Source organism: Pseudohongiella sp. (assembly GCF_040877505.1).
Lineage (GTDB): Bacteria > Pseudomonadota > Gammaproteobacteria > Pseudomonadales > Pseudohongiellaceae > Pseudohongiella.
This window is the reverse complement of sequence record NZ_JBBDNQ010000032.1, coordinates 215965-229124: the sequence shown is the minus strand read 5'-3', so window position 1 is coordinate 229124 and position 13160 is coordinate 215965. Positions and strand designations below refer to the sequence as shown.

Genomic DNA, 13160 nt, shown 5'->3' with positions numbered 1-13160 from the left:
CCAGAATACCCAGCAACAGAATCACCACCACCAGTTCGATGATTGTGAAACCTTTTTGCTGTTTCGCTTTCATTTGTACGTTCATTTTCCTACTCCTGCTTGAGGGCTTCACAAGTTGCCCGGTTCAATTGCCAAAAATCAAATATGTTGTGTTACTCGAACTTGCACTATCTGCGTGTACCTTGGAAACAATGTTAGCAACCGCTCGCCCCGTATTCTATGGGTGTCAAGGCTAAGCGACCCCAAATATTCCATTTTGTCCCGATTTTTACCCATCTGACTCTGTTACTCTTTCCCATTCTCTCCCGCAAGCCTCAAAAACCTGCCATAACAGGCAGTTACATCGCTGGCACGGGCATCTGTCAGGGCTGGATGGTCTGCAATTCCAGCTCGACAGCCTGCCATTCGTACGGTACCACCGGCGCCAGTACAATTCCCTGCCAGTTGCCGCCAGCAGACCCGGCATCCGAGCCATACACATTGCTAATACCAAATCGTATGCTGTCAGTGGCTATTCGCTGCCCGTTCTGCAACAGGTACAGATTGGATGCGTCATCAGCCAGGTACACCAGTTGGCCACGCGAGGTATCGAAGTACCAGATACGTCGCGGCAGCGTCGCTTCATCGATGCCGGCAAATGCCCCGACATAGTTGCCCGGCGCCGTCAGCAACCAGTCCATCGGGTTGCGACCTTCCATCTGGCCGGCGTCATTCCAGGTGCCCGATGCAATCAGGCGCATCATTTGCAGATTCACGGTGGCATTGAGCTGCGCCAGGATCGCGGTAAAATTTGCCCGTTCGGCTTCACCCGGAAAATCACGGTAGCGATTGAAGGCCGCCGCAAACAGGATTGACGCGGCCAGGATATAAACCACCATCTCGAACATCGAGAAGCCCCGCTGACGGCGTACGCCGCGCGGCACAGGTGTTGACTGGCACCGTGTCAGGGGTGATCTCATCAGCTATCCGGCGAGTGACTGAACGAGGGCGCAGCTTAACAAGCCGTACCCGTTATCTCCATGCAAACACGGCTATATCTGCCCCAAATGGGCCTTTTTACCGCCGGGCAGCTGGCAAACTGTCCCGAAATTTACCCGGGCTTTCTATCCAGACCGCTTCGCCTATCCAGACTGCTTCGCCTATCCAGTCCGCTCCGCCTGTCCTTTCCAATCTGCCCGCCTTAACGCGAGGCCGCACTGCTCAGATCCCAGATCGGCAGGAACACGCCCAGCGCCAACACCAGTACCATGGCGCCAATGACCATGATCAGAATCGGTTCAATGGCCTCGCCCAGTCGTTTCAGGTCGTATTCCACCTCGGCGTCATAAAAGTCAGCCACTTCTTCCAGTAACTGATCGATGGTGCCGCTCTCTTCACCGACAGAAATCATCTGCAACACCAGTGGCGAAAACATGTTGGTAGCCAGTGCTGCATTGTAGAGTGACTCGCCACGGGAAATGGCTTCCCGCATTTTCAGGATGCGCCGGGCAATAAACCGGTTGCCGACCGCGCCCGCGACCACCCCCATGCCATGCACGATGGGCACACCCGCCTTCATCACCATGGCAAATGTGCGGGCAAATCGCGCCAGCGCGACCCGCTGGTATACCGGGCCGATCAGCGGCAGGGACATTTTTTTGTTGTCCCAGATCAGCCCGCCACGGCGGGATCTGCCCCAGGTTCTGAAGGCAAAGTACAACGCGACGCTGCCACCAATCAAAAACTGCCACCATTGCACCACAAAATCGGAAATTCCGATCAGCAGACGCGTCTCGAAGGGCAGCTCCGCCCCCAGGCGGGCAAAGGTATCGGCAAAGGCGGGGATGACAAAATAGGTAATCACCCCCAGTGCGACCGCAATTGTCACCAGCACAAAGCTGGGGTAGCGGGTGGCACTTTTGACCTGCTTCTTTGTGTTCTTGTCCAGCTCCAGATAACGCCCGATCTGCTCAAACGCCAGATCCAGGCGGCCGGTGTTTTCGCCCACGTCAACCATGGACAGGAACAGGGGCGAGAACACTTTGGGATGCTGACCCAGCGCCGTCGCCAGATTCTGACCCGACTCCAGACTGCGCTGAACTTCCTGCAGCAAGTCGCGGAATTTCGGGTTTTTCACCGAAGCCTGCAGGCCGGTCAGCGCACGGTCCAGCGGCATACCCGCCTTGGTCAGACTGCGCATCTGGCGGGCAAAGATGATCAGTTCATTGGCATCAATTTTTTTGCCCATCAGCGCATCATTGAGCTGCTGGAAACCATTTTGCTGTTTTGCACCGGCGCGCGGACGGCCTGTCCGACCAGATGTGCTGGCGGCCTTGTCCGTTTTCGGTCGGCCGCTGGTCTGCCGGATATCAATAGGCGTAATGCCCTGACCCAACAACTCACTGGCGGCGGCATCCAGTGTCGTCGCTTCCAGGGCCCCGTTGACCAGGGCGCCCACGGTATTGCGGGCCTTGTATTGATAATGGGGCATCTTTTAGCCAGCTACAGTTTAAAGTTCGTTGTCTGACGCAGCGAGCAGCTCGTCCTGACGATGTTCATTCAAAACCCAGTCGCCGCTTTCATCAATCTGCTCGGCCACCCGGTACACTTCCTCCAGACTGGTGACCCCGTCGAAGGCTTCCATCATGGCACTGACAACAAGCGGGCGATAGCCTTTGCTGACGCGCGCCGCTTTAACAAACGCAGACGAGTCAGCACGGCGCAGCGCATCAGCCATATCATCGTTGAGCACCAGCAGCTCAAAAACACCAATCCGGCCACGGTAACCGGTATTGTTGCAGCGATGACAGCCGCTGGGATGCATCAGCTTGATGTCTGATTCGGCGCGCATGTCATCACCCATGACATGGCCAATCCAGGCCAGTTCACGCGGTTTTGGCAGGTAGTCGGTGGCGCAGTTATCGCACAACCTGCGGACCAGACGCTGCGCCAGTACGGCGCGTATTGCCGTTGCCGCCAGGAAGCTTTCCGCGCCCATGTCAATCAGGCGCATGGCACTGGAAACCGCATCATTGGTGTGCAACGTCGACAATACCATGTGACCGGTCATGGCGGCCCGCAACGCTATTTCCGCAGTATCCTGATCACGAATCTCGCCCACCAGCAGGATATCCGGATCCTGGCGCAAGGCGGAGCGCAGCACCCGGGAAAAATCCAGCCCAATCTTGGGGTTTATCTGCACCTGATTGATGCGCGACAGGCGGTATTCCACCGGATCTTCCACGGTGATGATTTTTTTGCCGACTTCATTGAGTTCCTGCAACGCACCATAAAGCGTTGTGGTTTTACCCGAACCGGTAGGACCAGTGACCAGAATCAGGCCGTGCGGCATCTGGATCAGTTTCCTGAACCGTGCCAGCATTTCCGGCGCCATACCGACATTGTCCAGGTCGGTGGCACCATCGGTCTGGTCCAGCAAACGCATGACCACAGACTCGCCGTATTCAATCGGCATGGTGGACAATCGCACATCAACGCGGCGGTCCTTGACCTTGAGGCTGAAACGACCGTCCTGCGGCAGGCGCTTTTCGGAGATATCCAGCCCGGCCAGCAGTTTCAGGCGCAGCACCAGCGCCGGGGCAATGCGCCGCTCTTTAACAATCTGTTCCTGCAGTACCCCGTCAATACGTTGCCGGATACGCAGTACATTTTCATCAGGTTCAATATGAATATCGGAGGCCCGCACCTGCACCGCATCCATAAACAGGGACTGTAACAGTTTGACCACCGGAGCATCACTGTCGTCGGCCGCGGGTGTCAGTGACGCCAGGTCGAACTGGCCTTCAGTCAGCTCATCATCAAGCTCTTCGGCAAAACCGGCAATTTCATCTGTACGGCGGTAGACCAGGTCCAGTGTGTTGAGTAGCTCGCTCTCCCGTATCACGGCCTGCTGCACTGGTTGCTGCAGCATGCGCTCGAGGGCGTCAAAGGCATAAATATCAGTCGGGTCGGCCATGCCCACTAATAGTTCGCCTTTTTTCTCCGACAGCACGATTGCGCGGAACCGACGCGCATGCGTTTCCGACAGACGCTGCACGACATCCAGATCAAAGCGGTAACGACGCAAATCAACAAACGGAATATTCAGCTGTTCAGAGAGAAACTCCAGAAACTGATCTTCACCGACATATCCGAGGCTGATCAGCATTTTACCCAGGCGCTGCCCGCTGGCCTTCTGTTTGGTCAACGCCTGCTGCAACTGGGCTTCAGTGATAACGCCGTTCTGAACCAGAAGGTCGCCGATCCTGATTTTCTGCTTTAGCGCCATGTGCCTGTCCTTACCGTCATACGTTGTTCAGGGCTGCGCCTGACGAATGGCCTGTAGCCGTTGTTGACTGCCCTGCCGCAGCGCGGCGCTCAGGTCTTCACGTCGCAGCGCCTCCTCGTAAGCCTGCGCGGCATCACCCGATCGCCCTTGCGCATCCAGTGATGCGGCCAGACCATACCACCAGCGTCCCGGTTGTTCATCAGTTTCCAGCAGTGACTGATAGGTAGCCGCTGCCTCGCCATAGGCAGCAGAGGACAGCAAACCGGTTGCCCGCAGATCATGGTACTCAACATCATCGGATACTGATGGCGCACCACTCGTCAACAGAGACACAGCCTCAGCGGCCTGCCCCTCATTCAGCAACAATCTGGCTTTGACTTTCCGGTAGCCGTTGCGGCGCGGCGCAATGGTCAGGCCCAGGTCGGCCACCTGCATGGCGCGCTCGGGTTCACCTTGTTGAATCAGTAATTTTGCCAGCATTTCGCGCGACTGATGGGCTTCCGGGAATTCGTAGGTGAAGCTGTCCAGGGACTGCAGCGCCGCCAGTTGCTGGCCACCATTCCATTGTTCCAGCGCCTGCTGCACGCGCAAACGGTCGGTGTCGGCAAAGCTGAGCTCACGCGGACTGCGCACCGTGGCGCGGGCCGCTTCTGTTGCACCCGACGGCGGCTGTTGTGCCGGTGGCTGCGCCGACTCGCCCGCAACAGCGGGACGGGCGTCCGTGCTGCGTATTGGGACAGCTGGCGCTTCTGCCATCATCGCGTCTGCCGGGGCTCTGTCTGCTGTCGCCCGGGCTGCGTCGGCATCAGCCTGCGGTGTCCACTGACGAGGCTGCCAGTCTTGCTGTGCGGACGTGGTATCGTTCGCTTGCGGCACGCTGGTCGGTGAGGGCGCCGACTGCTGCTGCGCACGCAACAATGCCTGGTTCTGTGCTTCCAGTTCACGCATCCGCGCGGACATTTCTGCCAGCTCAGTACTCACCGCCGCGTTCATGGCAGAACGCTCATTGGCCGCCAGCGTGGTGGCCGCCGACTCGGATGGCTGTGTTGAGGACTGTTCTGAAGACCTCGCTGAGGGCTGTTCTAAAAACCCCGCTGAGGGCTCTTGTGAAGACCTCGCTGAGGGCTCTTGTGAAAACCTCGCTGAGGGCTCTGCTATTGACGACGCCGGTGCGGCCGGATTCGTCAGTGCTACGGCTGGCAATTGTCCGCTGTCGCGCGTAAACAACAGGTAGGCGACTATCACCACCGCGAGCGCCACTGCCAGCGTCAGCCATAGCCAAAGCCGGATCGGACGCCGGGCCGGTTCTGCCGGCTGTTCCGCTGCTGGCACCAGTTTCTCTGCGCCGACACCCCGGGCAGGCGCATCGCGCCGCCGGGCGTCCAGATCGCGCAGCATGTCGTTCACCAGGCTCATGTTTTCTGTATCACCTTACTTGTCATGGTCTACTCTTGGCTCTTCTCAGTCGCAGGACTCTCAGTTTTGCAGATAGAAATTCAGCAGATAGATGGCCAGTGCCACGCCGGCCAGACCCACAAAAATGCCGGCCGCTGACATCAGCGTCATACTGGTCTTGGGCAGTTCGACACCTTCCGTGTCCTCGATAGCTTTGCGCACATGTTCGCGATCAACGTTGCGTTCCCCACGCCCAAACGCCACCATCAAGGCCTTGTGGCACAACACATTGACGATTCGTGGCGTGCCCCCCGATGCGGTATATAGATCATTGAGCGCAGCCCCGCTGAATATTGCCGGACCGTTGTAACCGGCAGTGGCCAGTCGATGACTGACGTATCGCTCGACCCCGTCACGATCCAGCGCCTCAAGCTTGTAGGAGAAACTGATACGCTGCAGAAGCTGACGCAGGGACTTTCCTCTCAGCATCTCATCCAGTTCCGGCTGCGCGAACAGCACCACCTGGAACAGTTTGCTCTGTTCAGTCTCCAGATTGGTCAGCAGGCGCAGTGCCTCCAGCGTCTTCTCCGGCATGGCATGGGCTTCATCAATGAACAGTATTACCTGGCGCCCTTCGGCGGCGTGGGTCATCAGAACCTTGGTAATACGTTTCAACAGACTGTGATGACCGACATCAGAGTTGACGTCGATACTCAGCTCTTCAGCGAATGCTAGAAACAGCCCCTTCGGACTCAGCACCGGGTTGGCGATGTACGCGGTGATGTAGGTATCGGGGTTCTCCTCCAGGGAGTTGAGCACCTTGCGACACAGCATGGTCTTGCCGGTACCGACTTCGCCAACCACCTTGATGAAGCCTTCGCGATTGGCAATCGACACCATCAGCATATTGTATGCCTTGTGGTAGCTTGCCATATTGAGGAAAAACTCCGTGTTCGGGGTCAGCGAAAACGGCAATTCCTTCAGTCCAAAGTGCTCAAGATACATAAAATGGGTTACGTGTCCGTTTTAAAAAGGATTGAGTTCCTGATTCAGGCTGCGCAGTCGGTCGCTGCGGTCGCGAAGCAGGCGCTGTTCCGACTGCGTATTGGCAATCACTGGTCGCAGCAGAATAATAAATTCACTCTTCACAGTGCTGCGTCGGCGTTGATCAAACACGCCGCCGATCATCGGAATATCCGAGGCGACGGGAAGACCGGCGGCATCATCGATGGCGCGCTCATAGGCCAGACCACCCAGAATGATGATACGGCCATCCTGCGCCCTGATCACGCTGTCCAGTTCGCGTGTCGATGTGCGTGCCAGCGGCACCTGCTGGTTGGCGATTGACTTGGTCTGCTCCGATACCGTGGTAATGGTCGGGTGCACATGCAGCGTGATAATGCCGTCAGCGCTGATCTGCGGCGTTATGTCCATGGAGATACCGGAGAAAAATGGCTGAATATCGTTTTGCGACGACTCAGTCACGGTTGACCCTGTGCTGGTGACATTGGAGCCAACACCGGTCTGGAAGTACTCCTGGTCACCGTCCTGAAACACCGCTTTCTGATTATTCATGACCTTCAGGCTCGGGCTGGACAACACCTGCGTGGTACCACGCGACTCCAGCAGTCTGAACACGGCACTGAAGTCAGTAAAGTTGGTGGCGATCGACACCGGATTGGAAATACTGTCGATCAAACTGCCACCATCCGCGCCGAACTCGGCTGTTATGGTGTTATCTGTTCCATTCTCCCCGCCCGGACCGAAGGTGTCAAAGTCGATCGCAGACTGGAAACCCTTGTTGAGGATCACCTCCAGGAACTGCACCTGAATGGTGACTTCGCGACTCAGTATATCCTGCGCCTGATCAATGTAGGCCTGCACACGCTCCAGTTCATCGGGCGAGGCGGTTACCATCAGCAGACCCACCTGCGGCTGCACCACCACGCTTCTTCCGGAGTCACTGCGACTGGCGGATGCTGTGGTGCCGCCACCGAGTCCGGCCAGCAAACCACTGCCGGCATTGTTGCCGTTGTTGTTGTTCTCACTGGTACTGATGCCGATCATGCCTTCCAGCGTGGTTTTGATGTCATTCCAGAAATCGGTTTCCGTCTGGGTGCTGACCTGGCCGCCACCACCACCGGCGCCACCCCCGCCACCGCCCAGACCACCAGCAGCGCCGCCTAGTCCACCACCAACGCCACCAAGGCCACCAGCGAGACCGCCGCCACCAAACCCGCCACCGCCGAATCCGCCACCTATGCCGCCGCCGAGGCCGCCAGCGATACCACCACCAATTCCACCGCCGCCACCACCGCCTGAGTTGCCACTGGTGACCGAAACTGTGGAGTTGCCGGAGCGACTGACATTCAGGTAATCAATGCTGAATATCCGGGTTTGCAGCCCGGGTGGCTGGATTTGATAGATGCTGCCCTGACGGCGAATCTGATAACCGTAGGTTTCCTGCATCGCGATCATGACTTCGTCGATGGTCACGTTGGGCAGGTTGATACTGATTTCACCCTCGACCTCCGGACTGACCGCCACGCCATAATCAGTGCCGGCTACTAAATTGTTGAAGAAGTCACTGGCGTTTTCCCGGTTGGCAACCACATTAAAGCGATCCGCCACCGGGGTCATCAGTTCATCACTCAGCGACATGTCCGGTACCAGCGCCTGCAACTGCTCGGCCGATGGCACGGCCAGTTCAGCAGCCCTGTTGGTCGCTTCGGCGTCATCGAGAATGACCTGCATATTATCGAGCAGCTGGGTATCCGGCGCCGGACGTGCGCCGGTGGCTTCACATGCTGCCAGGCCGAGCGCCAGCAGCATCAGCAGACAGGGCTTAACCCCTGTCCGGTGCGGCCATCGGGCAGCAGAAAGTTGTGTCGTCAGTCTAAGCATCAAAACTCCGTACCTGAAACTTCTTTTACCGTCGGCCCAAAGGTATTGATTACCTGCTCCAGACCATTAACAGACAAAGTCACTGCATCTGATGAAATTGCCACCACGGTGGCACCCTCAACCAGATCCCCCAGCGTGACCCGTTGATCATTGATCACCGCCATCGGCGATGAGCCTCCGTCACGAATGAACGTCACGGTGAAATTACGTTGCGCCAGGCCTGCCAGTGACAGCGATCGGTCACCGTCGACAGCATTGCCGGACGAGCCGCGCGAGGCGCCGGTCACCGCGAACGGACGGGTCGGATCGCGCAATACTTCCCCGTCGAACGACTGCGTTGCCGGTGACTGCGCAGTCTGCGCAAACAGTGCCGCGGGCGCCAGCAAACCCATTATCAATATCAGTACGCGCTTGCAATGAACGTTAAACACCGACAAAGCCCTCTTCTGTGCTCAGGGTATGCAGCTCCAGTATGATGGTCGCGTCCGGCCAGGTAGATTGCTGGTAGTGCACCTGGTCCCAGAAAAACCGCTCCGTCAGGTTCTCCAGATAGGTCAGGTAATTCAGCAGGGAAAAATAGTCGCCCTGCATTTCGATGATCAGACCATGTTTGTAGACCTGTGCCATGGGCTCTTCGTCACCGTCACCACTGACCTGACTGTCGGTCCGCATGGGTTCCGGCATCTTGTTCTCAACCCTGACCAGCTCCAGACCCGGCTGCCGATCCAGTACCGTGGTCAACATCTGGGTCATGGCATAAGGCGTCACCAGATTGCCAGCCAGTCCTTCAATCTCGCCCAACGCACGCTGCTGTTCCTGGATCAGTCTGGCAAGCCGGTCATTGGCGGCGCGATCAGGGTCCTCCTGCGCGCTCTGTATGGCAATCTGCTCGCGTGACTGCATGGCCAGCAGCCGTGTCTGCGATGATGCAATCTGTTGCGCCAGCGTTGTCCGCTCGGCGCTCAGCGGCGACAACTGCAGCTCAACGTAGAGCCAGACCAGCAGCGCAACAAGCAGCGTGGCGATAATCCATTTTTCCGACTTTTTACGGTCATCAAAGCGTTGCCGCCATTCCTGCCATTGCAGACGCAACCTGTTCATCGCTGCGTCTCCAGTACAAATTCATACAATTCGCCGCCGCCTGCGGTAGCCGGTGACGTCACACGATTGCTTTGCAGGCGGTTGAACAAACGACCCTGCAGCGAACTCTGACTGCCACTCAGGCGACCGACATAGTCCGGCACCATGGCGGTCTGCAAGGCGTTACCGCGCAAAAACACGCTGTCAGTGCCACCGGATATGCGAAATTCGGTCAGCCAGATACCATCAAATGAGGCTCGCGACAGATCCTTCACGTATTCCGAATAGCCGGTGCTGTTGCCCAGGGTGGTGTTGCGCAAAAACTCCAGCAACTCTTGTGACTGCTGCAGGCGGGTTTCCCGGGTAGCAATATCGCGCAGCAGTGATTCATTGCTGCTGCGGCTGGCGGCGTCGCGCTCAATCTGCTCAGTACGCTGGGTTTGCGCGCTCAGTTCAGCCTCAGCTACCGCCATCTCTGCCCGCAGCACCGAGCGCTGCCAGTAGTTCCAGGCACTGAGCAGCACCATCAGCAACAGCACCACCGCCACTGTTTTGCCCAGCCGGATGGCGGTCAGCCACTCCCGATTCGGACGCAGCTCGGGCAGAAACAGATTGACTTGCTGAGTGGCCATCATCAGTTGCCAGCCCCTTCACTGTCGATGCGCAGCGCCGCTCCGATCACCATCATGCAGGCACCCTTAAGCTCGGCCGAAATGCTGTCCGACGACGGCAGGCGGTCGGCGAAATTGAACACATCAATGGGCGCTGCCAGCGCGTCCGTCAGGCTTGTGGTCATGGTATCCGTGTCCGATTGTCGCGGTGCCATCAGTATCTTGCTGATCGGATTTTGTCCCATCTGGCTCTCGTAGTAGTCCAGGGATCGCTGAATCTCCAGCGCCAGACGGTCCCGCAGACTTTCCCAGTCGTCCTGCAACAAGGCATCCGCCGCGACCGGCGTATTGATCCGGCGGGTCAGATACAGCTGACCCTCACGGCTCAGATTCATCGTGCTGCCGCTTTGCTTGAGCGCGATGAACGCCAGGCCATTGCTGTCATCAGCAAAAGTCGCCGTCAGATTGCGCATCGCCATCTCGGGGATATCGATGGCGTCCAGCGTCATGCCACTGCGATCCACTACCTCAATCATCTGTTCAACCCGGGCCTTGTTGGCTGCCACGGCATAAATCATCGGGCTTCGCCCGCGCAATGCGTCTTCAGGCAGCGGAAAAACATCAATCGCTGCTTCTTCTATCGGCATGTCGAGCAAATCTTTGATTTTCCAGCGAACAGCGGAGCGCATTTCGTCCGGCTCGACCTCCGGCGCCTCCACCAGGTATATGTTGTAATCCCTGGGTGACAGCAGGCAGCTGCAGTTGGTGCCGGACAACCCCAACTCGTCAACCAGCGCCGGCAGTCTGTCGCGCACACCTTTCATGCCATCCCGGCCGCCAGCCGACAGCGCCTCGCGAACACACTTCTCCAGAAACACGTCTTCCCGCTTCCGCGTGATGTGAGCCAGCGCAATTCGCTCATCGTTGATCGACAAACCGACCATGCCCTCGGCGCGCTTTTTGTTCCCAAACCATGCCAGCAAAAAAACGCCCTCTTTCCCAAGTGCTCAAAATTGTTGAATTATAAAGCTTAAGTAGCCAGATTCTATAGTAAAAAGCTGGCTTCAGGGGTATATTTGGGGTCGAATTCACAAGATAAACAGAATCCCACCTTGATACATATCGTTTTATACCAACCCGAGATCCCGCCCAATACCGGCAACATTATCCGACTGGCGGCCAATACCGGTGCGCTGTTGCATCTTATCGAGCCACTGGGTTTTGATCTGGATGAAAAACGGGTGCGGCGCGCAGGTCTGGACTATCGGGAAATGAGCCAGGTCAGACGCTGGCAGAACTGGCAGCAGTTCGTCGCAGAATCGGACGTGGGCCGTTTGTTAGCATTCACTACCAAAGCCAGCGCGAGCTACTCGGATATTCACTATCAGAATGGTGATGGATTGTTGTTCGGACCGGAAACGCGAGGGTTGCCGATAGAAATCCGCAACAGTTTGCCGGAAGATCAGCGCGTGCGGATACCCATGCAGACCAACAGCCGCAGCCTGAATCTATCCAATTCAGTGGCCATTGGCCTGTATGAGGCATTACGCCAGACCGGTTTCCCGGGTCTGGCGTAGTTCAATCAAGCTCAGGCCTGCGGCGCTGCCTGGCCTTGCTGCTCTTTCTGTGCTTTTGACTGGGCATACACGGCATCAAAATTCACCGGTGCCAGCATGACGGGCGGGAAGCTGCCACGCACAACCAGCGCATCAATGGTTTCACGCGCATACGGGAACAGGATGTTCGGGCACACAGTGGCCAGCGCACGCTCCAGGTCTGCATCGTTAAAACGATCCAGCGTGAAGATACCGGCCTGTTGTACTTCCACCAGGAAAGCAATTTCCTCTTCCTGTTTGGCTTCGATAGTCAGACGCAGAACCACGTTGTAAACGCCGTCGGCCAGTTTCTCGTTGCTGGTATTCAGGTTGAAGGTGATCTTGGGAGCCCACTGCCCCTTGAATACATCCGGGCTCTTGGGGGACTCGAAAGAGGTGTCCTTGAGATAGATGCGCTGCAGTGCAAACATCGGACCCTGTTGCTGGTCGCCCTGAGCGGCGGCCGCGTTACCATTCTGCTTGTTTTCGTTCTCTGCCATGATAAAACAGTCTCTCTTGCGTTGTGTCGTTTATGAATAATATTAAAAATCAAGGTGTTGCACTTACTTTTCGCTCTGCTTGCTACCGGGCTCGACATCGTCCTGCCCGGCGGGCATCCCGGCCTGCGACTCGGCCGATTCTACTTCATTCGTGCCGCCTGTGTGAGCAATCGGCGCCGCCCCGGATGAATCTGCGTCGACCGGCTTGCCACTTTTACGGGGCCTGGGTGGTTTGGTGGATTTCTTTTTACCTGTGCTCTTTTTATCAGAGCTCTTGGCTTTTTCCGCCTTTACCTTGTCATCCTTCTGAACCAGCGGCAGATTCTGCGCCCGCCACTCGGCCATGCCGCCGCGCAACCTTACAACCTGCTCGAAGCCGGCATTGCGCAGCATCTTGCAGACATCACCCGAGTGCTGCCCCATCTTGCAGACCACGATGATGGGTCGCGACTTCAACTTGCTCAACTCTTTATCGGACCCTGCAAACTCTGCGTTTAGCTTTGTGTGCGGGATGTGGACCGAATCAACAATATGGCCTGTGTCGTAGTCCTTCTTCTCGCGGATATCAAGCACCACACCATCATTCCGGTTGATCAGCATTACCGCCTGCTGAGGCCCCACGGCCTGCGCACCGGTCTTGCTGCGATGAAAAATCAGCGCCAGCACCAGAGCGATCCAGATACCCACAAGTATCAGGTTGTTACCGATAAATTCTAAATACTGCTCCATGACGTCTAAAGCCCTGAAATATCCTGATATGTTTTATGGTGGTGTTTAGATGCGGCATTACAAGGCTGCGAAGTATACA

The 13160-nt window shown here is 57.1% G+C and carries 14 protein-coding genes; 1 reads left to right on the top strand and 13 read right to left on the bottom strand.

The window, feature by feature from the left end:
• The 11 genes from WD071_RS12220 to WD071_RS12170 all read right to left on the bottom strand — a co-directional run.
• Positions 1 to 73 (bottom strand): prepilin-type N-terminal cleavage/methylation domain-containing protein (locus WD071_RS12220; protein WP_368048667.1); only part of this gene is annotated, 73 nt, incomplete at its 3' end.
• 289 nt (positions 74 to 362) lie between these two features.
• A complete protein-coding gene (locus WD071_RS12215; RefSeq protein WP_368048663.1) occupies positions 363 to 959 on the bottom strand; it encodes a type II secretion system protein in 597 nt (198 codons plus the stop codon).
• 221 nt (positions 960 to 1180) lie between these two features.
• Positions 1181 to 2470 (bottom strand): type II secretion system F family protein, encoded by a 1290-nt coding sequence (locus WD071_RS12210; RefSeq protein ID WP_368048662.1) that lies wholly within the window; start codon positions 2468 to 2470, stop codon positions 1181 to 1183.
• Positions 2471 to 2488: 18 nt separating this feature from the next.
• Positions 2489 to 4267: a GspE/PulE family protein gene (locus WD071_RS12205; protein ID WP_368048661.1), complete on the bottom strand. Its 1779-nt coding sequence runs from the start codon at positions 4265 to 4267 to the stop codon at positions 2489 to 2491.
• Between the two features lie 27 nt (positions 4268 to 4294).
• Positions 4295 to 5683, bottom strand: coding sequence for a hypothetical protein (locus tag WD071_RS12200; protein ID WP_368048660.1), 1389 nt, complete (start codon positions 5681 to 5683; stop codon positions 4295 to 4297).
• A gap of 60 nt (positions 5684 to 5743) precedes the next feature.
• On the bottom strand, positions 5744 to 6595 hold the full coding sequence (locus WD071_RS12195; protein ID WP_368048659.1) for an ExeA family protein: 852 nt from the start codon (positions 6593 to 6595) through the stop codon (positions 5744 to 5746).
• 93 nt (positions 6596 to 6688) lie between these two features.
• Positions 6689 to 8566 (bottom strand): secretin N-terminal domain-containing protein, encoded by a 1878-nt coding sequence (locus WD071_RS12190; protein ID WP_368048658.1) that lies wholly within the window; start codon positions 8564 to 8566, stop codon positions 6689 to 6691.
• The gene (locus tag WD071_RS12185) at positions 8566 to 8997 is read right to left on the bottom strand and encodes a hypothetical protein (protein WP_368048657.1); all 432 of its coding nucleotides are present in this window, start codon (positions 8995 to 8997) and stop codon (positions 8566 to 8568) included. Before WD071_RS12185 ends, WD071_RS12190 begins: the two co-directional genes overlap by 1 nt.
• The gene (locus WD071_RS12180; protein WP_368048656.1) at positions 8990 to 9667 is read right to left on the bottom strand and encodes a hypothetical protein; all 678 of its coding nucleotides are present in this window, start codon (positions 9665 to 9667) and stop codon (positions 8990 to 8992) included. Before WD071_RS12180 ends, WD071_RS12185 begins: the two co-directional genes overlap by 8 nt.
• Positions 9664 to 10281 (bottom strand): hypothetical protein, encoded by a 618-nt coding sequence (locus tag WD071_RS12175; protein ID WP_368048655.1) that lies wholly within the window; start codon positions 10279 to 10281, stop codon positions 9664 to 9666. Before WD071_RS12175 ends, WD071_RS12180 begins: the two co-directional genes overlap by 4 nt.
• Positions 10281 to 11240: a hypothetical protein gene (locus WD071_RS12170; RefSeq protein WP_368048654.1), complete on the bottom strand. Its 960-nt coding sequence runs from the start codon at positions 11238 to 11240 to the stop codon at positions 10281 to 10283. Before WD071_RS12170 ends, WD071_RS12175 begins: the two co-directional genes overlap by 1 nt.
• 129 nt (positions 11241 to 11369) lie before the next feature.
• Between WD071_RS12170 and WD071_RS12165 the strand changes: the two genes are divergently transcribed.
• Positions 11370 to 11834 (top strand): tRNA (cytidine(34)-2'-O)-methyltransferase, encoded by a 465-nt coding sequence (locus WD071_RS12165; RefSeq protein ID WP_368048653.1) that lies wholly within the window; start codon positions 11370 to 11372, stop codon positions 11832 to 11834.
• 11 nt (positions 11835 to 11845) lie between these two features.
• Here WD071_RS12165 and secB read toward each other — a convergent pair whose 3' ends face one another.
• Both secB and WD071_RS12155 read right to left on the bottom strand, forming a co-directional pair.
• Entirely contained in the window at positions 11846 to 12352 is a 507-nt protein-coding gene (gene secB / locus WD071_RS12160) for a protein-export chaperone SecB (RefSeq protein ID WP_368048652.1), read from the bottom strand.
• A gap of 63 nt (positions 12353 to 12415) precedes the next feature.
• Complete coding sequence (locus WD071_RS12155; protein ID WP_368048651.1) at positions 12416 to 13081, bottom strand: rhodanese-like domain-containing protein; 666 nt, start codon at positions 13079 to 13081, stop codon at positions 12416 to 12418.
• Between the last annotated feature and the right edge of the window lie 79 nt (positions 13082 to 13160).

Excerpts from the sequence above, each read along its gene's own strand:
- WD071_RS12195 (WP_368048659.1), bottom strand. The coding sequence starts at position 6,595 with ATGGCAAGCTACCACAAGGCATACAATATGCTGATGGTGTCGATTGCC.
- WD071_RS12190 (WP_368048658.1), bottom strand. The coding sequence starts at position 8,566 with ATGCTTAGACTGACGACACAACTTTCTGCTGCCCGATGGCCGCACCGG.
- secB (WP_368048652.1), bottom strand. The coding sequence starts at position 12,352 with ATGGCAGAGAACGAAAACAAGCAGAATGGTAACGCGGCCGCCGCTCAG.
- WD071_RS12215 (WP_368048663.1), bottom strand. The coding sequence starts at position 959 with ATGAGATCACCCCTGACACGGTGCCAGTCAACACCTGTGCCGCGCGGC.
- WD071_RS12175 (WP_368048655.1), bottom strand. The coding sequence starts at position 10,281 with ATGATGGCCACTCAGCAAGTCAATCTGTTTCTGCCCGAGCTGCGTCCG.
- WD071_RS12210 (WP_368048662.1), bottom strand. The coding sequence starts at position 2,470 with ATGCCCCATTATCAATACAAGGCCCGCAATACCGTGGGCGCCCTGGTC.
- WD071_RS12180 (WP_368048656.1), bottom strand. The coding sequence starts at position 9,667 with ATGAACAGGTTGCGTCTGCAATGGCAGGAATGGCGGCAACGCTTTGAT.
- WD071_RS12155 (WP_368048651.1), bottom strand. The coding sequence starts at position 13,081 with ATGGAGCAGTATTTAGAATTTATCGGTAACAACCTGATACTTGTGGGT.
- WD071_RS12200 (WP_368048660.1), bottom strand. The coding sequence starts at position 5,683 with ATGAGCCTGGTGAACGACATGCTGCGCGATCTGGACGCCCGGCGGCGC.
- WD071_RS12205 (WP_368048661.1), bottom strand. The coding sequence starts at position 4,267 with ATGGCGCTAAAGCAGAAAATCAGGATCGGCGACCTTCTGGTTCAGAAC.